The following is a 21,494-nucleotide window of genomic DNA, read 5'->3' on the forward strand; positions in this document are numbered from 1 at the left end:
ATCTGTTGAAATATAATAATAAATAGAGATGAGCATAATTGATAAAAAATCAAATGATTAAAGTAAAATAGTTCCAAATTTTCTTGAGCGGAGCTTGTTGAGAAGAATTTGAAGTAGAGATTAATAATAAAAAAAGCAAAAAGGGCAGACTACTCCCATAGTAAAAAACAATGTTAAAAAATGTATTTTGATTAAGCTGTTCTTTTAAATCCCGATAGGGATTTGGATTTATCTATACAATCAGATTTTATAGCAGCAAGTGCAACGGTTAAAAGGCAAATGTGTCCAATAGTATTTAGATTAGTAACAGAGTTAATATTTCTAACATGAGCTTGTTCAGTATTGAGATTTTTCCATCTTGAATTGTATCTTTCAGATTCAGTTCTTAAGCTATATATTTTCTTGAAAAATATAGAATTACGATTGATAGAAGCTCTATAATCAGTTCCAATGCTTATGTATTTTACACAACCTCTGTTTTTCTTACCATTAAAATATTTTTTATGCTTACATGGACATAATGAATCATCTTTTGATTTTCTATAAGGACAACAGAATTTTTGCTTAATATAGGAATCAAAGTATTGTTTGCCATCTTTATGCATGGCTAAACCGCCATTGCATATAACATTACCTGTAGATGTTAAACTATTTTTCTTAGTGCCACGCTTATTTAAGGCAATGAAAGCAAGCCCTTTAAGGGTGTTACGAATAAAATCATGATTTTGCTTTGAATCATATCCTTTATCAGCAATAATGTAACTGTCTTTTAGTGAAAACCATTCATTTGTAGCAGTAAGAATTTCTATAAAATTAGAAATTTCATTGATATCGGCAGTTGTAGTAAATTCAGCAATAGGAAGACCCGATATAGCATCACAAATAACATGATTTTTGTATCCCCAGTAAAATTCATAATTTTTCTTTGATTTATTGGGTTTATCCTCTGAAACTTGAACATTCAAGGAGTTATTAGCAGTATGAACTCCTAGTTTACAATCTTTATCAGAAGATGGAGGATTCTTTTTAGAAAACTTGTTACTTGAAAAAGATTTGGGATTATTAAATTTAGTATTAGCTTTAACAGGAGTGGCATCAACAGATACAAAATTGTTATCAATAAAACCTAACTCCTTAAGAACATTAACTTGATTTTTCATGATTTCTTTAAGATAAGAGTTAGATAAATTTTTAATAAATCTCTGAAAAACCCAGTATGAAGGTAAAGATTTAAGAATGTTAAAACCACAAAGTTGGGCTATAATTAAATTATTTTCTAAAAAATCTTTAAGATCAGTAATTTGGGCAAACTTCTCACATTTCATGACGATGAAAGCTCTAAAAAGAGCATGGCGTGAAAATCCAGTAGGGCCATATTTAGAAGGAACCCTATCGGGTAATGGAGATAAATCAAGATTATCAAAGATTTTTGTATAAAAATTGATAAGCTTTTGAGAAGTAAAAAGTTCAATTATGTTAAAGATTTCTTGACGTTGGTACATAGAGGTTTCCTCCTTATTGTTTTTATATTATGTGTGGTAATATAGTATAATTCGACAAAAATGTGAGGAAATCCTATGATATATATTTGAGTGATTAAAAAAAATAGCCCTACGTGGCTAGTGATATCAAGGCCTTAGAGTTATGCTCAAGGCTAATAATAAATGGTGAGGAGGTGATATTAAGTGGACGATTGTATATTTTGTAAAATTGTAAATGGAGATATACCATGTAGTAAAGTATATGAAGATGAAAAAATATTGGCATTTAAAGATATAGAACCTCAAGCACCTACTCATATATTAATAATACCTAAGAAGCACATAGAGAGTTTGAACTCATTAACTGAAGAAGATTCTAATATAGTCACTTACATCTTTATGAAAGCTAAAAAGCTGGCTAAAGAGTTAGGTGTGGCTGAGGATGGATATAGAATAGTAAATAATTGCGGTAAAGACGGTGGACAGACTGTTCAGCATTTACATTTCCATATGCTTGCTGGAAGAAATCTTCAATGGCCACCAGGTTAATGTAAAAAAGGTTATTGACACAAGCAGAAGGGCTATTGTATAATTAACAATGTGCTATTTATGCCCAACATCAGCTGTTTAAAATTAAAATAAATCAGCTAGCGGAGGGAGGGAAAATACATGTCAGAAATAAAAGTAAGAGAAAATGAATCACTTGAAAGTGCTTTAAGAAGATTTAAAAAAGAATGCGCTAAGTCTGGTGTTCTTTCTGAAGTAAGAAAAAGAGAGCACTACGAAAAACCAAGCGTAAAGAAAAAAAAGAAATCTGAAGCAGCAAGAAAAAGAAAACATAGATAGATTTTTAAAATTTGAAAGAAGGTACGAGTATGTCCCTTAAAGAGAGATTACAACAAGATTGGAAAGATGCATTAAAAGGAAAAGAAAAGTTTAAAGCTAATGTTATTAGCATGGCTAAGGCGGCAGTTTTGCAAGTCGAAAAGACAGATGGTTCTTCCCTTGATGATCAGCAGATTGTTGAAATCTTGGCTAAGGAAGTAAAACAAAGAAGAGATGCGATAGAAGAGTTTAAAAAGGGAAATAGACAAGATCTTATTGATGAATCTGAAGAAGAAATAAGGATCTTGATGAATTACCTTCCTCAGCAGTTAACTCAGGAAGAAATCTTTAAAATTGTCAAAGCATCGGCTGATGAGGTAGGGGCTAATAGCATAAAAGACATGGGAAAGCTTATGTCAGCAGTAATGCCTAAGTTTAAAGGTAGAGCTGATGGTAAACTTGTTAATAAAATTGTAAAAGAATATCTTAGTAGATAAAGGTTCAGCATTGCTGGACCTTTTTTATTTCTCCATTTTTATCATTTATTAAATTTTTCATTCATAAATTTAATATGAAGGGGATGAAAGAGAAGGTGATTGTATGGAGAAAAAAATGTATTCTGCCAAGGAGAGGTTTGCAGATAAATTAGAACTTCCTAGGGATGTAGTTTTAAATTTACCTAGGATAACTGTATTAGGAAATAGTGAGATAACTATAGAAAATCATAAAGGTATTGTACTTTTTGAAGATGAAATTATTAAAATAAACACTACTATTGGAGTGATAACTATAGAAGGTAGTAATTTTGAAATATTATTTATAGGTGGAAATACTATAAGCTTAAGTGGAAAGTTTAAGAATATAGTGTATGGAGGAAATGAGTAATATGGATTTTAGTAAGTATAAAAAAGGTACAATACTATTAGAAATTCAGTGTTTAAGTCCAGAAAGATTTATTAACTTATTATGGAAAAATAATATATATGTAAAGGATATAAAGAGGATAAATATAACTACAGTTAGAATGATTGTAAACTTAAAAGATTATTCTAAAATAACGGAAGTATCTAAAAGAACTGATACAAAAATAAAAATATTAAAAAGAAAAGGAATAGATTTTTTATTAATAAGAAAAAATAAAGTGGTTGCCATTTCCACTGGAATTATATTATTCATGTGCATAACATACTATTTATCTGGTTTTGTATGGAAAGTAAATATAGAAACGGAAAAATATCTTTCGCCCTATGAAATAAGAACCCAAATGCTAAAGTATGGTATAAAAGAAGGAGAAAAAAAATCTAGTATAGATGTGCATAAACTAGAAAAACAAATACTGAAGGATAATAGCAATGTAATGTGGGTCAGGGCTAGAATAGAAGGAGTAAATTTAAATATTAGTATTTTTGAAAATCAATCCCCACCTATAATAGTAAAGAATGATGAACCTTGCGATTTGGTAGCTAAACAAGATGGAGAAATAGTTAGAGTATATACTAAGGCAGGTACGGCAGTGGTAAAGGAAGGTGCTGTGGTGAAAAAAGGAGAGTTATTGGTAAAGGGAGAGCAAGGTACAGAAGAGTCAACTTATGAGGTTCATGCTACAGGTCAGGTTATAGCAAAAACTTTTTATGAAAAAAGTAAAGAAGTGCCTATTACAGTTAAAAGTAGAGAAAGAACAGGAAATAAGGTAGAAAGAATTTATATTATGTTAAAAGGAAAGAAAATTTATTTAAAAAATGATTTAAATAAATTTTATAAGTATGATAGAATAGTAGATAATAAAGGGCCTATAACTAAAGAAACATATTATGAGATTAAAGAAAAGCAAGTGGTAAATAAAAAAGAGGATATAGTTAAGAAAACAGTAGAAGAATTGACTAAAGATATAACAAAGGATATAGATAAATCTGTTAAAATAGTTGATAAAATAGTTGACACAAAAATTGTGGAAGACAAATACCAAATAAGACTTCTTTTAGTAGGTGAAGAGAATATAGCTATACCGCAGAGTTTAGAATATGATGTGGATAAGGAAAAGTAGTTATATGGTTTATTTAATACAAAAGGGTATGAAGGTGAGAATAAAGTAAAGATAAAACAGTATGTAGTTTGATTTTATTTAACATAAGAGGGTGGGGATATACATGAACAGAAATAAGTTTAAAGGAATTTTTAATAAAAGAAAATATAAAAGAAATATGATATTTTTATTGGCTTTTATATTTATTTACTCTGTTATGGCTACTTCTCTGGTTACAAAAAAATATAATATTAAAGAAGGGGAAATAGCCAAGGTAGATATAAAAGCAACTAGAGATGTTAAGGATGAAGTAAGCACTAAGGCATTAATAGACCAAGCAATTAAAAATTCCGGACCTCAATATTCAGTAGATAAGTCTGTAAAGGAAAAAGTAATTAAGAGCATAAATGAACTTTTAGGTAAAATAATTGAAGTTCAGCAAAGTGCAAAAGCTTTACCAGAAAACGAAAAAATGAATTTATATAGACAAAAAATAGAAGATTTGAAAAATGCAACATCAATAAAATTGTCTACAGAAAATATGGAAAAGCTGTTAAAACTAAATGAAGCAGAAGTTAGAAGTTTAAATGTAATTCTTAGAGATACTATGACAGAGGTTTATGATAATAAAATAATGGAAGATAAAAAGGAAGATGTAAAAGAAGCTAGAGAAACCATAGTATTTAGAATTAATAGTTCTGATTTATCTAAGTCAGGTAAAGAGCTAGGAGTAACTATAGGATATATGCAAGTTTTTCCTAACTATGTATTTGATGAAAAGAAAACAGAAGAATATAAGGAAAAGGTTGTAAAGGAAGTTCAACCTATTATAATTAAGAAAGATCAAATAATAGTAAAAGAGGGAGAGCCAGTAGAAAAATATCAAATGGATATATTAAAGAGCCTTGGCCTCCTAGATAATAAAAGTAATTTTGAATGGTATCTTTATATAAGTTTGGCTGGCTTAGTTTTGATAGTTATGACTCTTCAATTATACTATCTTAAGAAATATCATCAAAAGATATATAAAGATAATAGCAAATTAATACTTATATATATATTAATATTTATATCTCTATCTTTAGCAAGAGTACTAGGCATAATATCACCTTTTTTAGTGCCTCTATCTTGCGTTCCTATGCTTATGACACTTTTAATAGGGCAAAGGGTTGCTTTAACTATAAACGTTATAAACAGCGCTTTAATTGGTGCTGTAGTTGGTTTTAAACCAGAGATTATAATGTTAGCAGTTATAAACGGGGTCATAGGAACTATAATATTAAAGAAAATGCAGCAAAGAAACGATATACTGTATTCAAGTATATATATGGCTATAACAAATGTTATGTTTACATTTTCATCAGGATTCTTGCTTAGTAACAATGTACTAGATGTTGTGAAAAATGCAGCTTTTGCATTTATATCTAGTTGTATTTCAGGGGTACTTACTATAGGGTTCTTGCCATTTTTTGAAAGCGCATTTGACATAGTGACTACTATAAAACTTTTGGAATTATCAAATCCCAATAATCCGCTGCTCAGAAAGATATTATTAGAAGCTCCAGGAACATATCATCATAGCGTACTAGTTGGAAATTTAGCGGAGGTTGCAGCAGAGGCCGTTGGAGGCAATCCGGTTTTAGCTAGAGTTGGAGCGTACTATCATGATGCAGGAAAAATAAAAAGACCATACTTTTTCAAAGAAAATCAATTTGGGGGAGAAAATCCTCATAATAAAATAACACCAAACTTAAGCACTTTAATAATAACATCTCATGTAAAGGATGGGTTAGAACTGGCAAAAGAACATAAAATACCTAAAGAAATACAAGACATAATAATTCAACATCATGGTACTTCATTAGTAAAATACTTTTATTTAACAGTTAAAAATGCTAGTGATGATCCAGAAAGCATTAAAGAAGAGGATTTCAGGTATCCAGGTCCTATACCTAATAGTAAGGAAGCAGCCATAATAATGCTTGCAGATGGAGTAGAGGCGGCAGTAAGATCTATTAGTAATCCTACTAAGGGTAAAATAGAAGAAATGGTAAATAATATAATTAAGGGAAGATTAGCAGAGGGTCAACTAGATGATTGTGATTTAACTCTTAAGGATTTAAATAAAATTAGAAAGTCATTTTTGAAGGTGTTAAGTGGAATTTATCATCAAAGAATAGAATATCCTACAGATAAATGGTCTGAAAAAGCTATTTCTAAGGAATAAAAGGAGTTAAGTATATGTTATATATAGACAACAGACAAGAAAAAATAAACGTAGATGAGCAGTTTGAAAGTACTTTAGAGAAGATAATAGAATGGACTTTAAAAGAAGAAAAAGTAGATTTAGATTATGAGATAAGTATTTTATTTGTGGACAATGAAGCTATAAGAGAGATAAATAGAGAACAAAGAGGAATAGATAGAGATACAGATGTATTGTCATTTCCTATGTTAGATTATCCAAAGGGGAAAGTTTACAAAGAGATTTATTTAAAAAAATCCTTTGATGACAGTTATTTTGATGATGGAAAATTAGTACTTGGAGATATAGTCTTGTCATTAGAAAAGGGGAAAACTCAAAGTGAAGAATATGGTCATTCATTTTTAAGAGAATGTTGCTATTTAACAGTACATTCAGTATTACATTTACTTGGATATGATCATATGGAAGAAGAAGATAAGAAAAAAATGAGAACAAGAGAAGAAGAAATATTAAATAAGTTTAACATAATAAGATAAAAATAGTCCTCCTTCGAGAGGACTATTTTTAAAATGAAATACTTATAATACGTATAGTTATATTATATTAGGTGGTGATAGAGTGAAAGAAAAGAGAAAACTTTTAGATAGTTTTAACGATGCAATTGAAGGGGTAATTTATGCCATAAGAACTCAAAAAAACATGAGAATTCATATGATAGCAGCAATTTTAGTTTTAATATCATGCTTTTTCTTTGATCTTACGAAAAATGAATTGCTTATAGTTACAATCACTATAACCTTAGTGATATTTGCAGAAATGATAAACACAGCAGTAGAGTTTGCAATTGATGCTACTACTAATTACTATCATCCATTAGCAAAAATAGCTAAAAACATAGCTGCAGGGGCGGTTTTTATAACAGCTTTAAATGCAGTACTAGTAGGATTTATATTGTTTTGGGATAAACTTCAATACATTAATTTTTTAACTCTAAAAAAAATAAGAAATGCAGATACCTATATGATGTTTATTATATTGGTAATAGTTTGTATAGCTACAGTGATTGTAAAAGCTATATATGGAGAAGGAACACCACTTAAAGGAGGCATGCCTAGTGGACATAGTGCTTTGGCATTTTCTATAGCTACAATAATAGCTCTATTAACAGTGGAACCATCTGCTATAATATTAAGCTATTTGTTGGCTATAATAGTTGCACAAAGTAGAGTAGACTCAGAGGTTCACTCTGTACTAGAAGTAGTTCTAGGGGCGCTATTTGGCATTATATTGACTATAATAATATTTAAGTTTTTAAATTAGTGATACATGTATTGCTTGAAACAGCTAAAAATAATGATATAATTTATATACAATGTATAAGAATATAGATTGTATTAATAAATTTGGAGGTATGATTATGGAAATAAAAGAATTGATATATAAAGCAAAAACGGCCAGAGAAAAAGCATACTCACCATATTCAAATTTTAAAGTTGGAGCAGCTGTGCTTATGGACAATGGAGAGGTGTATACAGGATGTAATATAGAAAATGCATCTTTTGGAGCTACAAATTGTGCAGAAAGAACAGCTATATTTAAGGCAGTATCAGAAGGAGCTAAAGAAATAAAAGCCATAGCCTTAATAGGAAGTGAAGAAGAATTTACTTACCCATGTGGTATATGCAGACAGGTGATATCTGAATTTGCAGATGAAGATATCAAAATAATAATTGCGAAAAACGAAGAAGAATATATTGTTAAAAATTTAAATGATATATTGCCAGGAGCATTTACTAAAAAGGACTTAAATAAATAGTTACAAGAGGAGGAAAAATGTTTAAATCAGGATTTGTTACAATAATAGGAAGACCTAATGTGGGAAAATCCACATTAACAAATTATTTATTAGGAGAAAAATTATCTATAGTTTCTAATAAACCTCAAACTACTAGGAATAATATACAAACCGTCCTAACAGGGGAGGACTATCAATTAGTATTTGTGGATACACCGGGCATACATAAGCCTAAGCATAAATTAGGAGAATATATGGTTGATATAGCCACAGAATCTATAAATAATGTAGACTTAGTATTATTCCTAACCACTGCAGATGTGGAATTAGGTAAGGGTGATTTATATATATTAGAACAGTTAAAAAACATTAATAAACCTGTATTTCTAGTGGTGAATAAAATTGACGAAAGTAATCCAGAAAGAATAGCAAAAACTTTAGAAAATTACGGAGATGTTTATGGATTTAAAGAAATAATTCCCATATCAGCTAAAAATGGCAAAAATGTAGATACACTTTTAAATTTAATGATAGACAATATGCCAGAAGGACCTATGTATTACCCTAAAGATATGATAGCTGATGTACAGGAAAGATTTGTAGTTACAGAGATTATTAGAGAAAAAGCACTGAGACTTTTAAAGGAAGAAGTACCACATGGAATAGCTGTGGAAGTTGTATCTATGAAGCAAACTCAAAGTGGAAAATATAAAATTGATGTAAATATAATATGTGAAAAGAAGTCTCACAAAGGTATAATAATAGGTAAACAAGGAACTATGCTAGGGAAGATTACAAGGTATGCTGAGGAAGATATGAAAACTTTCTTAGGTGAAAAGGTTGACTTGACTATATGGGTTAAAGTAAGGAAAGAATGGAGAGATGACAATAATCTTTTAAGGGAACTTGGATATAAGAAGTAAAGTTTCCATAAAGTTAATAAAGTATTATAGAAGAATATGAAGAATTTAGGGTATAATATATATAGGAGATGATTTTCTGTCAACTTATAAGACTAAAGCAATAATTTTAAAAACTCAAGATTATAAGGAAAATGACAAAATTATATGGTTATTTACAGAAAAAATAGGTAAGATTTCAGCTATAGCTAAAGGAGCTAAAAAGAATAAAAGTAAGTTTTTATCATCTACTTTGCCCTTTTGCTTTGGAGAATTTGTCATATATAGAGGAAAGAGTATGTACCTAATAAATGAGGTTCAGATTATTCACTCCTTTGGAGAATTTTTAAACGATTTAGAAATGTTAACATACGCATCTTATTTAAATGAACTTATAGATATAGCACTTTTAGAGGAAGAAAGTAATAGAGAACTTTTTAGGCAAGTAGTTACAGCTTACTATCTTATGAAAAACAAAGTTGGAGATGTAGAAATACTAGTAAGAGCTTTTGAAATTAAACTATTAAGTTTTACAGGATACGGATTAAATTTTCAAAACTGTTGTATTTGTGGTAAAAAAATAAGTTCCTCCAATTATATTAATTTTTCTTATGGCGGAGGGGTGTGCAGTGAATGTAACAAACAAAATGGTGTGACCTTAACTAATACTGCGTATAATGTATTAAAAATTCTATCTAACTTTCCCTTAGAAAAGGTTCATAGAGTTAGTGTTAAGGAGGATACAAAAAAAGAATTATATAAAATATTATATGGTTTTATATTAGAGAACTATCAAAAAGCACCTAAAAGTTTGAATATGTTAAATGTTTTTAAGGAGGAGAGTAAAAATGAGTGATGTAACTTTAGAAAAGATTGACATGATAATAGAAAGGACTGGGGTCAGTTATACAGAAGCAAAGGAAGCTTTAGAAGCATGTGATGGTGATGTAGTAGAAGCATTAGTATATATAGAAAGCAACAAAAAAAATGAGTCTCCTTATACCACAAAAGAAGAATTTATAGCATGGGTTAAAGATTTAATAAAAAAAGGTCAGGCAACTAGAATCAAAATAAAAAGGGATGACAAGGTTCTTGTAGATATGCCTGTAAATGCAGGTGTTGCTGCTGGGGTTATTTCTTTAATTTGGTGGCCTATAGCTGCAACTTTATTAGTTACTGCAGTTTTTGCTAAGATAACTGTAGAAATAACTAAAAAAGACGGTACGGTAGAAGTTGTAAATAAAATAATAAAAACTAAAGCTTCTGAGGTTAAGGATATAGTTAAAGATGCAAGCAGCGATATTAAAGAAAAAATAAATTCTAAAATGAATAAAGATAAATATGAAGAAGAAAGTGACAATGTATATCAATATACAGTTAATTTTGAAGAAGATGAGAAAGAAGATAACAGAGAAGATAGTAACAAAAATTATTAATAAATAAGCTGGCAGATAATACTGCCAGCTTTGTGCATAAATGAGGCTATTTTGATGTGGAAAAAAGAATTATAATAAAAAAAGTATATACTATTGAAATTTTTTGTTAAAAAATATATCATTATTATGTTTAAATGGTATAATAGAAGTTAGTATATGTTAGAAAGAGGGTGGCTACTATTAAACTTACAGATAGACAACAAGAAATAATAAGATTAGTTAAAGAAAATCAACCCATGACTAGTGAGAAAATAGCTGCTAATTTGAATTTAACAAGAGCTGCACTTAGACCAGATTTGGCTATACTTACAATGACTGGAATATTAGATGCTAGGCCTAAAGTAGGCTATATATATTCTAATAAACCCTCTTATAGTCTTGTTTATGATTATATTAGGAAAATATCAGTAGAAGAAATAATGTCAAAGCCAGTAGTTGTAAAAGAAGATACGTCTATATATGATGCAATTTTGCATTTGTTTTTAAATGATGTAGGAACTCTTTTTGTAGAAAATAATGATACATTAGTGGGTGCTATATCAAGAAAAGACTTTTTAAAGATTGCTATGGGTGGAACGGATATGCACAAAGTTCCAGTGGGAATTATAATGACTAGAATGCCAAATATAGTTTTTGTGGATCCTAAGGATACAGCTTATAATGCAGCAAAGAAAATAATGGATCATGAGGTTGACAGCCTTCCAGTAGTAGAAAATTTTATTAGTGAAGGAAAAGAATTTTTCAAAATAGTTGGTAAGGTTTCTAAAACAAATATAACTAAAATATTTGTTAAATTAGGAGAGAACAGCTAAATTTATTTAGTGTTGTCTCTTAATTATATAAAACGTATACGCCGTAAAGGGGGACTAAAAATGTCGGATAATAAATATGTATATTTATTTAATGAAGGCAATGCCAAAATGAGAAATCTTTTAGGAGGAAAGGGTGCCAATTTAGCGGAAATGACTAATTTGGGAATACCTGTACCAGAAGGTTTTACAGTAACAACAGAAGCTTGTGTTAAGTATTATGATGATGGTAAGAAAGTAGATTCTTGCGTTATTTCTCAAATAGAAGATGCCATGATAAAAATAGAAGAATCTACAGGTAAAAAATTTGGTTCTAAGGAAAATCCTCTTCTTGTATCTGTTAGATCAGGGGCTAGAGTTTCTATGCCTGGTATGATGGATACTATATTAAATTTAGGATTAAATGATGAAACTGTAGAAGCTATGGCTAAATTAACTAATAATGAAAGATTTGCATATGATTCATATAGAAGATTTATTCAGATGTTTTCAGATGTAGTTATGGGAATAGAAAAAAGAAAATTTGAAGAAATATTGGATGAATTTAAATGTAAAAAAGGCGTAAAATATGATACAGATTTAGATGCACAAGATTTAAAAAATGTGGTTGAAAGCTATAAAAACGTATATAAAAAAGAAATGGGAGAAGAATTTCCACAGGAACCTAAAATACAGTTAATAGAAGCTGTTACAGCTGTATTTAGATCCTGGGACAATCCAAGAGCAAACGTTTATAGAAGACTTAATGATATACCAGGAGATTGGGGTACTGCTGTAAACGTTCAAAGAATGGCTTTTGGTAATATGGGAAATACCTCTGGAACTGGCGTAGCATTTACCAGAAACCCAGCTAATGGAGAAAATAAGATATTTGGTGAATACTTAATAAATGCTCAAGGTGAAGATGTAGTTGCTGGAGTAAGAACTCCACAGCCATTACAAAAATTAGAAGAAGATTTACCTGAATGCTATGAGCAATTTATGAATATTGCAAAAAAATTAGAAAATCACTATAGAGATATGCAAGATATGGAATTTACCATAGAACAAGGCAAATTGTATTTTTTACAAACAAGAAATGGAAAAAGAACTGCTCAAGCTGCGTTAAAAATAGCTGTAGACTTAGTAAATGAAGGACTTCTTACTAAGGAAGAGGCTATTTTAAAAGTAGAACCAAAACAGTTAGATACATTGCTTCATCCTAATTTTGATGAAAAAGAGTTAAAGAAAGCAAAAACTGTAGCAAAAGGATTACCAGCTTCTCCAGGAGCTGCTTCAGGAAGAGTTTATTTTACTGCTGAAGATGCTAAAATGCATCATGAAAGTGGCGAAAAGGTAGTTCTTGTAAGATTAGAAACTTCTCCAGAAGATATAGAAGGAATGGTTGCGTCAGAGGGCATATTAACTGTAAGAGGTGGTATGACATCTCACGCTGCAGTTGTAGCAAGAGGTATGGGAACTTGTTGTGTAGCAGGTTGTGGAGAAATAATTGTAGATGAAAAGGCAAAAACTTTTGAAGCTGCTGGACAAATATTTCATGAAGGCGATTACATTTCATTGGATGGAACTACAGGAAATGTATACGGTAAGTTAATAAAGACTGTTTCACCAGAAATGTCAGGACATTTTGGAATATTTATGAGCTGGGCAGATGAAATTAGAAAATTAAAAGTTAGAACTAATGCAGACACTCCAAAGGATGCTAAACAAGCAGTTGAATTTGGTGCACAGGGTATAGGTCTTTGTAGAACAGAGCATATGTTCTTTGATGAAAAGAGAATACCTTCTGTTAGAGAAATGATAGTTGCTAAAACAGTAGAACAAAGAGAAAAAGCTTTAGAAAAACTTTTGCCAATGCAAAGGGAAGATTTTATAGGAATATATGAAGCTATGGAGGGAAGACCTGTAACTATAAGACTTTTAGATCCACCACTACATGAATTCCTTCCAAATGAAGAAGAAGACATGAGAGAACTATCAAAGGAAATGGGAATAACCTTTGAAGAATTAAAAGCTACAGTAGCATCGTTACATGAATTTAATCCAATGATGGGTCACAGAGGTTGTAGACTTGCAGTTTCATATCCAGAGATAGCAAGAATGCAAACAAGAGCTATAATTGAGGCAGCAATAAAGGTTAATAAAGAAAAAGACTATAATATAGTACCAGAAATAATGATACCACTAGTAGGAGAATTGAAAGAGTTAAAATATGTTAAAGATACAATAACAAAAGAAGCAGATGAAATAATTAAATCAGAAGGTATAGAATTAAGATATATAGTAGGTACTATGATAGAAATACCAAGAGCAGCTATTACAGCAGATGAGATAGCCAAAGAAGCAGAATTCTTCTCCTTTGGAACTAATGATTTAACTCAAATGACTTTTGGATTTTCAAGAGATGATGCAGGTAAATTTTTGAAATATTATTATGAAAATAAGATTTATGAATTTGATCCATTCCAAAAATTAGATCAAGTTGGAGTGGGAAGATTAGTAGAAATTGCAACAGACCTAGGAAGAAAAACTAGACCAAACATTAAATTAGGAATTTGTGGAGAACATGGAGGAGATCCTTCATCTGTAGAGTTCTGCCACAATGTTGGATTGGATTATGTATCTTGTTCACCATATAGAGTTCCTATAGCTAGATTAGCAGCAGCTCAAGCTGAAGTGAAAAATCCTAGAAAATAATTAAAGAATAGTTAAAAATAATTTGAATCCCCAATCCCCAATTTACAGTTCCCAAGTAATAAACACTAAACCAGTGTTTTAGTAAACTAGGGGGCCCAGGTTGGAGACTGGGGATTATTTTAAATTTTAATCTTAAATCTACCTTCTATATAATCTATAAAATTATATGCAAATTTTAATTGCTCCTGTTCATTTTTAACAGATTTTAAAAGTATTTTAACAAAACTGTTTTTATTACATTTATTTATATTATTAAAGTAATCTCTAGATATTCTCCAATATTTTTGAGGAAAAGCCAAATAGCATAGAATATATAAATATTCATCTAAATTTAAAGGTAAAGTTTCTTCATATTCTTTAAGATATTTAAGTGTAAGGTTTAAATCCCATTTCGTGTTGTCTCTTCTTAAAAATCTTCTGAAAAAATATGAAATATCGTGAACGCAATAGTCCATTTCACATTTATCAAAATCAATTACCCATATATCAATATTATCATCAAACAATAAGTTTTTATTTACATAATCCAAATGGCATAGGCAACTAGATAAGTTGTCTGTATTTATTATATAAGAACTATTTAAAGAAATTTTACCAAGGGCTTCATTTACATCAAAATGGTCATTAAAAATATTGGAAAAATTATCATTATGCTTAACGGCTAAATTGAAATTTTTTAATAATCTTTCATATCTCCTATTTGTTGAAGAAAATATATCACTGTAATTTTCTCTTAAACTGCTACCGGTAATAGGTTGAAAATTTCTGCTTACATAATGCATTTTGGATAGATTTCTAACAGCTCTAATCATGTGTTCATGGTTATCATAGTCACATTTAATTCCATCTACCCAAGGAGTTAATATAAATAGCATGTTTTCATACTGAACAAATCGACTTCCAGAGTCTGTGGCAAGAAAGCGAGGAATTCTTAAACCAAATCTATATAGCCATTCCACTGAGGAATATACAAATAGAAGATCCTCAATGCCAAAATAAACTTTTTTAAGGCAATAGGATTTATCATTATAAGTTATTTTATATACTGCTCTTTGTTTCTCTGTGTTTTTAATTTTTATTTGTTCTATGTGAGCATTTTCCAGATTGTAATGACATAAAACGTATTTTTTTAAATTATATTCAGATAATAGTTTTATATTACTATATAAATTAGCCTTCGAAGGCATTGAAAACACATCCTTTATAAACATTCCACTATAAAGATATTAAAATATTCTTAATATTATACATTTTTATTTAAAAAAAGGATTTTTAATAATAGTATAGAATAAGTTTATGAATAAATATTTGAATAATATGAGAAAATAATATTTACGGGAAACAATATTTACAAAATTATATATATATTTTATATAATTTTGATAAAATTCCTTATGTGGAAATTTAATAAAATAAAAAATATGAAGGAATTTAATATTTTATAAAGAATATAATAAGTACAATGTAAAAAAAATAAAAAATAAAAGAAGGAGTTTATATTTTTTTGTCGAATAGTATTAAATTCGTACTAAAATAATTATAGTTAGGTGGGAGAGTTTTATTGATATCAGAAGATCTCATCTTAAGAATAAAAGAAGAAAATGATATAGTAGACGTAATTTCTGAAGTCGTTAATTTAAAAAAAACTGGAAGAAATTATGTGGGGTTATGTCCTTTCCATGGAGAAAAGACACCATCCTTTACAGTGTCACCAGACAAACAAATATTTAAATGTTTTGGTTGTGGAGAAGCAGGAAATGTATATACTTTTGTTATGAAAAATAGAAATGTTACTTTTCCTGAAGCTGCTAAAATACTTGGAGATAGAGTTAATATAAGTATAGAACAGGAGAAAGATAATAGTCCTCAAAATCAGAAACGAGAAAAACTCTACAAGATAAACGTAGATGCAGCTAGATATTTTTATAAGAACTTAAATAATAGTTCAGCAGCTAAAAAATATTTTTTTAAAAGAGGTATCACACATAAAACATTAGTTAAATTTGGTCTAGGATATGCTATGAATGGATGGAACAATCTCTTAAATTATTTAAAGGGAAAGGGATATACAGAATTAGATATGGTTGAAGCTGGATTAATAATTAAGAGTAAAAATGGAAACTACTATGATAGATTTAGAAATAGAGTTATATTTCCGGTTTTTAACTATAAAGGTAAGGTTATAGGATTTGGAGGGAGAGTATTAGATGACTCAAAACCTAAATACTTGAATTCACCTGAAACATATGTATTTAAAAAGGGAACAAATTTATATGGTTTGAATTTTGCTTTGAATAATTTTAATGGAGATACCCTTATGATTGTAGAAGGATACATGGATTGTATATCTTTGCATCAACGGGGTATAACTTATGTGGTAGCGTCTTTAGGAACTGCTTTTACTCCATACCAAGCAAAGCTTCTTAAAAGATATGTAAAAAAAATAATAATTTCTTACGATGCTGATGCTGCAGGTCAAGCGGCTACTTTGAGAGGGTTAGAGATATTAAAAAATCAGGGCTTTGATGTGCGGGTGCTTATAATACCCGATGGCAAAGATCCAGATGAATTTGTAAAAAATCACGGTAAGGAGGCTTTTGAAAAGTTAATAAAAGATGCATTACCACTGACAGAATACAGAATAAAAGTGGAAAGTAATGGAATAAATTTTCATGATAAGGAAATGATAATAAAATATACTAAAAAAGTTATTCCAATACTAGCTGAGTTACAGCCTATAGAACAGGATTTATATATAAAAAGAGTTGCTGAAAAAACAGATGTAAATCAACAAGCTTTATACGATATGATAAATAGATATGTAAATAGAAAAGAAAAAAGTAATGCAGATATGAATTTTGCTCAAGAAAATGCTGAAAAATTATATTTAGAACCAGCATATATAAAGGCAGAGAGAGTGCTTATTAATACAATGCTTAAAGATGCATCTAAAATACAAAGTATTAGTGGCATCATGAAGCCAGAGGAAATGGTACTAGATGTCCACAGAGAAATATATGATTACATATTAAAAAATTCACAATTGTCATCTGATCAGTTAATTAAAGATGTAGAGATGCAATGTAGGGATATTGAGAGTTCTAAAGAATTTGTAAAAATATTAGAAACAGAAATATTGGATGAAGAAAATTATACGGAGGCAATCAAAGATTGTATAGCCCAGATAAAAAAATCTAAGTTGGAGGAGTCGAAAAAAGTTATTATGGATAAAATCAGAAAGTATGAGTCAGAAGGAAACTTAGAGGAATCTATTAGATTAGCAAAAGAACTTGTTAATATTCAAAGACAGATTTCGCAAATTTAATATATGAAAGGAGGTAGCTTACTGCATGGATAAAAATGAAAAGATGAAATTAGTTAAGAACCTTATAGAAAAAGGAAAAAGTAAGGGTACTTTAACATATAAGGAAATAATGGATGAACTGGAGAAGGTTGATCTTACCCCAGAACAGATAGAAAAAATATACGAAGTTTTAGAATCTACTGGTATAAAAGTAGAAGGTGAAGAGGCTGAAAACCTAGGTAAAGAAGAAATTGAAATAAATATACCAGAAGGTATTGCTATAGATGACCCTGTAAGAATGTATTTAAAAGAAATAGGGAAAGTACCTTTATTAGAGGCAGAAGAGGAAACTCAATTGGCTCAAAGAATAGAACAGGGAGATCAAGTAGCTAAGAAGAAACTTGCTGAAGCTAACTTAAGATTGGTAGTTAGTATAGCAAAAAGATACGTTGGAAGAGGAATGCTATTTTTAGACTTAATCCAAGAAGGTAATTTAGGGCTTATAAAGGCCGTGGAAAAATTTGATTATAGAAAAGGTTATAAGTTCAGCACATATGCTACATGGTGGATACGTCAAGCTATAACTAGAGCTATAGCGGATCAAGCTAGAACTATAAGAATACCAGTGCATATGGTAGAGACTATAAATAAACTTATAAGGGTTTCTAGACAACTACTTCAGGAATTAGGAAGGGAACCACAACCAGAAGAAATAGCTAAAGAAATGGATATGCCTGTAGATAAGGTCAGAGAAATAATGAAAATTGCTCAAGAACCAGTTTCGTTAGAAACGCCTATAGGAGAAGAAGAGGATAGTCATTTAGGGGATTTTATACCAGATGATGAAGCACCAGCACCAGCAGAGGCTGCAGCATTCACAATGTTAAAAGAGCAACTTATAAATGTACTAGATACGTTAACTCCTAGAGAGGAAAAAGTCTTAAGATTGAGATTTGGGCTTGATGATGGAAGAGCTAGAACCCTTGAAGAAGTGGGAAAAGAGTTCAATGTAACTAGAGAAAGAATAAGACAAATAGAAGCAAAAGCTTTAAGGAAGCTAAGACATCCTAGCAGAAGTAAGAAACTAAAAGATTATTTAGATTAAAAACTAAATTTAAATTAAAAAAATAAAAGCACTATTTATTATTAACAATTTAAATAGTGCTTTTATTACATTTATAATATATAATATTAGTAATATATAAGTTTCCCTTTAAATTGGAAATCTAAAATAAGAAGAAGGTGATTATACCATGAATATATATAATTTTCGAAGAGGAATGGGATTATTATATCAGATATTTATAATAATTATAGTAAATTTAATAATAGGTGCTTTAATATTTGTAAGTAATAGTTATGTCATAAATGTATTTTCTAAAATATTATGCGCAGTTTTCAATATATATATGTTATATTACGTAGCTTTGTTTTCCACATTAAAAGTTGTTGCAGATGAAGAGTATATATGTATACTTGGCATATTCAATTTAAAAAAGATTAAAATTCCTATAAAGGACATAGAAGCTTATAGTGTAGCTACTGGTAAAATACGAGGAGTTCGATTATCAGGAATATGTAATAATAATTTTGCCCTAGGAAGAAGTATAGTTGATAAAATAGGAGTAACGAGAATGTTTGTAACTAGCAATGAATTTATAATATATTTTAAAACTCCTGAAATAAATTATGCTATATCTCCTAAAGAATATGTAATGTTAGAGGAATTTCTTAAAAAAAAGAAGATACCTAGTGGATTTTATGAAATAAATTATAAAAAAAAGGATGCTTTACATAAAGATAAAAAGTTTGTTAGATTGTTTGTTGCAGTTAGTATAGTTATAATAATAATGACTTTAAATCCATTTATATTATATATAATGGGAAAACTGCCTCGTACTATGCCTTTAAGTTACGATGCTGCTTTTAAACCTCTCATATATGGTACAAGTAAGCAGTTTGCATTTAGACAAATGATTTATGGAGCTTTAAATATGATAGTTCTATTTTGTATGTACTATGCTTCATATTTTCATGCTAAATATGATAAAAAATCTTCACTTGTGTATATTTATATGGCTTTAGTAGTAGCTATTGGATTTTTAGGAATGCAATTTAGAATACTAAGTACTAATTTGTAATTATGATTAAACACAAAAGATGAGTTAATCACATTAAAGCAATGTTGTATAAGGCACATTCAAATAAATAACAAGTCAGTATGCTAGTCTATCTTGCGTCATACTGCGTCAGCAGAACCCACCGATAGTTCTATTAGCGTCGGAACCTGCTTACTTGTTTGACACAAAATATACCAGCATCTTTGACTTGTTATTTATTTTCATGTACCTAATTGATACTAATTTTAAGATAGGATGATGAAATTGGATATAAGCATAAGATTAAAAACTATAGCTTCCATGGTAGATAAATGTGAAGTTTTAGTAGATGTAGGTACAGACCACGCCTATATCCCAATATATTTAGTGGAAAATCATATTTGCCAAAGGGCTATAGCATCTGATATAAACAAAGGTCCTGTAGAAAAAGCTAAGCTTAACGTAGCTATGGAAGGATTAAAAGAAAAAATACAATGCAGATTAGGGGGAGGTTTCTCTACAATAGAACCTGCAGAGGCAGATGTAGCAGTTATAGCGGGTATGGGTGGAAATCTTATAAGAGATATTATATTAGAGAGAGAAGAAGTATTTAAAAATCTTCAATATGCAGTGCTTCAACCCGTTCAAAATCCAGAGGTTTTAAGAGAATTTATTTATAAAAAGGGATATGAAATTCTAGATGAAGAATTGTGTTTAGAGGATGAAAAATATTATCAAATAATGAAAGTTAAATTTAATAATAAACCTATAAACATAAAAGATATATATTATGAGGTTGGACAAAAACTTATAGAAAAGAAGCATCCTCTATTAAAGAATTTTTTAATGCATTTAGTTAATAAGTATAAAAGAATACTAAATTCAATAAAAGATGATACGGATTTGGCTAAAAAGAGAAAAATTGAGATAAGCCATAAACTAAAAGAATTAGAGGAGCTGATTTCATGTCTTTAAAGGTTAAAGATATAGAAGAAATAATGGAGAATTATGCTCCATCAAAATTTAAAGAGAGCTATGACAATGTAGGGCTTATGGTAGGGGATAAGGAGGATGAGATTAAAGGAATATTAATAGCTTTGGATTGTACTTTAAAAGTGATAGAAGAGGCTAAAGAAAAGGGATGTAATTTAATTTTAACACATCATCCTTTAATTTTTAATAAGCCTTCATCCATAACTAAAGACACCCTACAGGGAAGAAAAATAATAGAGTTAATTAAAAATAATCTAAATTTGTTTTCTAGTCATACAAATTTAGATTCTGTATATGGTGGACTAAATAGTTTGATTATGAAAAAGCTAGGTTTCGAAGATTATTCAACTATGGAATTATCCCCAGTAAGAGAACCAGGAGACAATGTAACAGGTGTTGGAAGATTAGCTATTTTAAATGAGGCCATATCTATTAAGGACTTATGTAGAATGGTAAAGAATAAGCTTCGCGTACCATTTATAAGATATACTGGAGACGAAAACTGGAAAGTGGATAAAATTGCAGTTATCAATGGAAGTGGAGAAGATTTTTTTAGTATATCTAAAAAATTAGGTGCACAGTGTATAATAACAGGGGATACTACTTATCATTATGCCAGTGACTATACAGAAGAGGGCATAAGCATAATTGATGTAGGACATTTTGAAACAGAATGGCCAGCTTTTAAAATGTTTGGGGAACTAATTCAGGAGCAATTAAAAGAAAAAGCATATAATGTGGATATAATCATATCTGAAAAAACCAGTAGAGTATACAAATTTAAATAATATAAAGATTAAATTTAGAATGTAAAATAGGAATTTGTAGATTACGAACTTCTTATTATGAAAATACAGGAATTTAATACAGTATATACATTTATAAATAACTTGATTTAAATTTATGGCTGTGATAATATAATATTTG

21 protein-coding genes are annotated in these 21,494 nt (G+C 29.5%); 19 read left to right on the plus strand and 2 right to left on the minus strand.

Annotation, left to right across the window (positions count from 1 at the left end; translation table 11 throughout):
• Nucleotides 1-191 precede the first annotated feature (191 nt).
• A complete protein-coding gene (locus C1715_RS08895; RefSeq protein ID WP_102400152.1) occupies nt 192-1,502 on the minus strand; it encodes a transposase in 1,311 nt (436 codons plus the stop codon).
• Nucleotides 1,503-1,685: 183 nt separating this feature from the next.
• Between C1715_RS08895 and C1715_RS08900 the strand changes: the two genes are divergently transcribed.
• From C1715_RS08900 to ppdK, 14 genes are all read left to right on the plus strand, one after another.
• Complete coding sequence (locus C1715_RS08900; RefSeq protein WP_102400153.1) at nt 1,686-2,030, plus strand: histidine triad nucleotide-binding protein; 345 nt, start codon at nt 1,686-1,688, stop codon at nt 2,028-2,030.
• Nucleotides 2,031-2,150: 120 nt separating this feature from the next.
• On the plus strand, nt 2,151-2,327 hold the full coding sequence (gene rpsU, locus C1715_RS08905) for a 30S ribosomal protein S21 (protein ID WP_035288167.1): 177 nt from the start codon (nt 2,151-2,153) through the stop codon (nt 2,325-2,327).
• A 29-nt stretch (nt 2,328-2,356) separates the two neighbouring features.
• A complete protein-coding gene (locus tag C1715_RS08910; protein ID WP_102400154.1) occupies nt 2,357-2,803 on the plus strand; it encodes a GatB/YqeY domain-containing protein in 447 nt (148 codons plus the stop codon).
• 103 nt (nt 2,804-2,906) lie between these two features.
• Nucleotides 2,907-3,191: a sporulation protein YqfC gene (gene yqfC / locus C1715_RS08915; protein ID WP_102400155.1), complete on the plus strand. Its 285-nt coding sequence runs from the start codon at nt 2,907-2,909 to the stop codon at nt 3,189-3,191.
• A 1-nt stretch (nt 3,192) separates the two neighbouring features.
• The gene (gene yqfD / locus C1715_RS08920) at nt 3,193-4,350 is read left to right on the plus strand and encodes a sporulation protein YqfD (RefSeq protein ID WP_102400156.1); all 1,158 of its coding nucleotides are present in this window, start codon (nt 3,193-3,195) and stop codon (nt 4,348-4,350) included.
• A 103-nt stretch (nt 4,351-4,453) separates the two neighbouring features.
• On the plus strand, nt 4,454-6,556 hold the full coding sequence (locus tag C1715_RS08925; protein WP_102400157.1) for an HD family phosphohydrolase: 2,103 nt from the start codon (nt 4,454-4,456) through the stop codon (nt 6,554-6,556).
• A gap of 14 nt (nt 6,557-6,570) precedes the next feature.
• Nucleotides 6,571-7,071: an rRNA maturation RNase YbeY gene (ybeY, locus tag C1715_RS08930; RefSeq protein WP_102400158.1), complete on the plus strand. Its 501-nt coding sequence runs from the start codon at nt 6,571-6,573 to the stop codon at nt 7,069-7,071.
• Between the two features lie 82 nt (nt 7,072-7,153).
• Nucleotides 7,154-7,855 carry a diacylglycerol kinase gene (locus tag C1715_RS08935; RefSeq protein ID WP_102400159.1) on the plus strand — a complete coding sequence of 234 codons (702 nt, stop codon included), beginning with the start codon at nt 7,154-7,156 and terminating at the stop codon, nt 7,853-7,855.
• Nucleotides 7,856-7,952: 97 nt separating this feature from the next.
• Nucleotides 7,953-8,351, plus strand: a complete 399-nt coding sequence (locus tag C1715_RS08940; protein ID WP_102400160.1) for a cytidine deaminase — start codon at nt 7,953-7,955, stop codon at nt 8,349-8,351.
• Nucleotides 8,352-8,368: 17 nt separating this feature from the next.
• Nucleotides 8,369-9,253 (plus strand): GTPase Era, encoded by an 885-nt coding sequence (gene era / locus C1715_RS08945; protein WP_102400161.1) that lies wholly within the window; start codon nt 8,369-8,371, stop codon nt 9,251-9,253.
• A gap of 76 nt (nt 9,254-9,329) precedes the next feature.
• The gene (gene recO / locus C1715_RS08950) at nt 9,330-10,085 is read left to right on the plus strand and encodes a DNA repair protein RecO (protein ID WP_102400162.1); all 756 of its coding nucleotides are present in this window, start codon (nt 9,330-9,332) and stop codon (nt 10,083-10,085) included.
• A complete protein-coding gene (locus C1715_RS08955) occupies nt 10,078-10,665 on the plus strand; it encodes a DUF4342 domain-containing protein (protein WP_102400163.1) in 588 nt (195 codons plus the stop codon). The genes recO and C1715_RS08955 overlap by 8 nt, the downstream gene beginning before the upstream one ends.
• 170 nt (nt 10,666-10,835) lie before the next feature.
• Entirely contained in the window at nt 10,836-11,477 is a 642-nt protein-coding gene (ccpN, locus tag C1715_RS08960) for a transcriptional regulator CcpN (RefSeq protein WP_102400164.1), read from the plus strand.
• 60 nt (nt 11,478-11,537) lie between these two features.
• A complete protein-coding gene (gene ppdK, locus C1715_RS08965; protein WP_102400165.1) occupies nt 11,538-14,171 on the plus strand; it encodes a pyruvate, phosphate dikinase in 2,634 nt (877 codons plus the stop codon).
• Between the two features lie 119 nt (nt 14,172-14,290).
• Here ppdK and C1715_RS08970 read toward each other — a convergent pair whose 3' ends face one another.
• On the minus strand, nt 14,291-15,358 hold the full coding sequence (locus C1715_RS08970; RefSeq protein ID WP_102400166.1) for a CotS family spore coat protein: 1,068 nt from the start codon (nt 15,356-15,358) through the stop codon (nt 14,291-14,293).
• 374 nt (nt 15,359-15,732) lie between these two features.
• On the opposite strand from C1715_RS08970, the gene dnaG reads away from it, so the two are divergent.
• From dnaG to C1715_RS08995, 5 genes are all read left to right on the plus strand, one after another.
• Nucleotides 15,733-17,496 (plus strand): DNA primase, encoded by a 1,764-nt coding sequence (gene dnaG / locus C1715_RS08975; RefSeq protein WP_102400167.1) that lies wholly within the window; start codon nt 15,733-15,735, stop codon nt 17,494-17,496.
• Between the two features lie 25 nt (nt 17,497-17,521).
• A complete protein-coding gene (gene rpoD, locus C1715_RS08980; RefSeq protein ID WP_102400168.1) occupies nt 17,522-18,580 on the plus strand; it encodes an RNA polymerase sigma factor RpoD in 1,059 nt (352 codons plus the stop codon).
• Between the two features lie 148 nt (nt 18,581-18,728).
• The gene (locus C1715_RS08985; RefSeq protein ID WP_242971933.1) at nt 18,729-19,616 is read left to right on the plus strand and encodes a PH domain-containing protein; all 888 of its coding nucleotides are present in this window, start codon (nt 18,729-18,731) and stop codon (nt 19,614-19,616) included.
• Nucleotides 19,617-19,859: 243 nt separating this feature from the next.
• Nucleotides 19,860-20,549 carry a tRNA (adenine(22)-N(1))-methyltransferase gene (locus C1715_RS08990; RefSeq protein ID WP_102400169.1) on the plus strand — a complete coding sequence of 230 codons (690 nt, stop codon included), beginning with the start codon at nt 19,860-19,862 and terminating at the stop codon, nt 20,547-20,549.
• Nucleotides 20,540-21,355, plus strand: coding sequence for a Nif3-like dinuclear metal center hexameric protein (locus C1715_RS08995; RefSeq protein WP_102400170.1), 816 nt, complete (start codon nt 20,540-20,542; stop codon nt 21,353-21,355). The genes C1715_RS08990 and C1715_RS08995 overlap by 10 nt, the downstream gene beginning before the upstream one ends.
• The last annotated feature ends 139 nt before the right edge of the window (nt 21,356-21,494 follow it).

This window comes from Haloimpatiens massiliensis, from assembly GCF_900184255.1.
GTDB classification, from domain to species: Bacteria; Bacillota; Clostridia; order Clostridiales; family Clostridiaceae; genus Haloimpatiens; species Haloimpatiens massiliensis.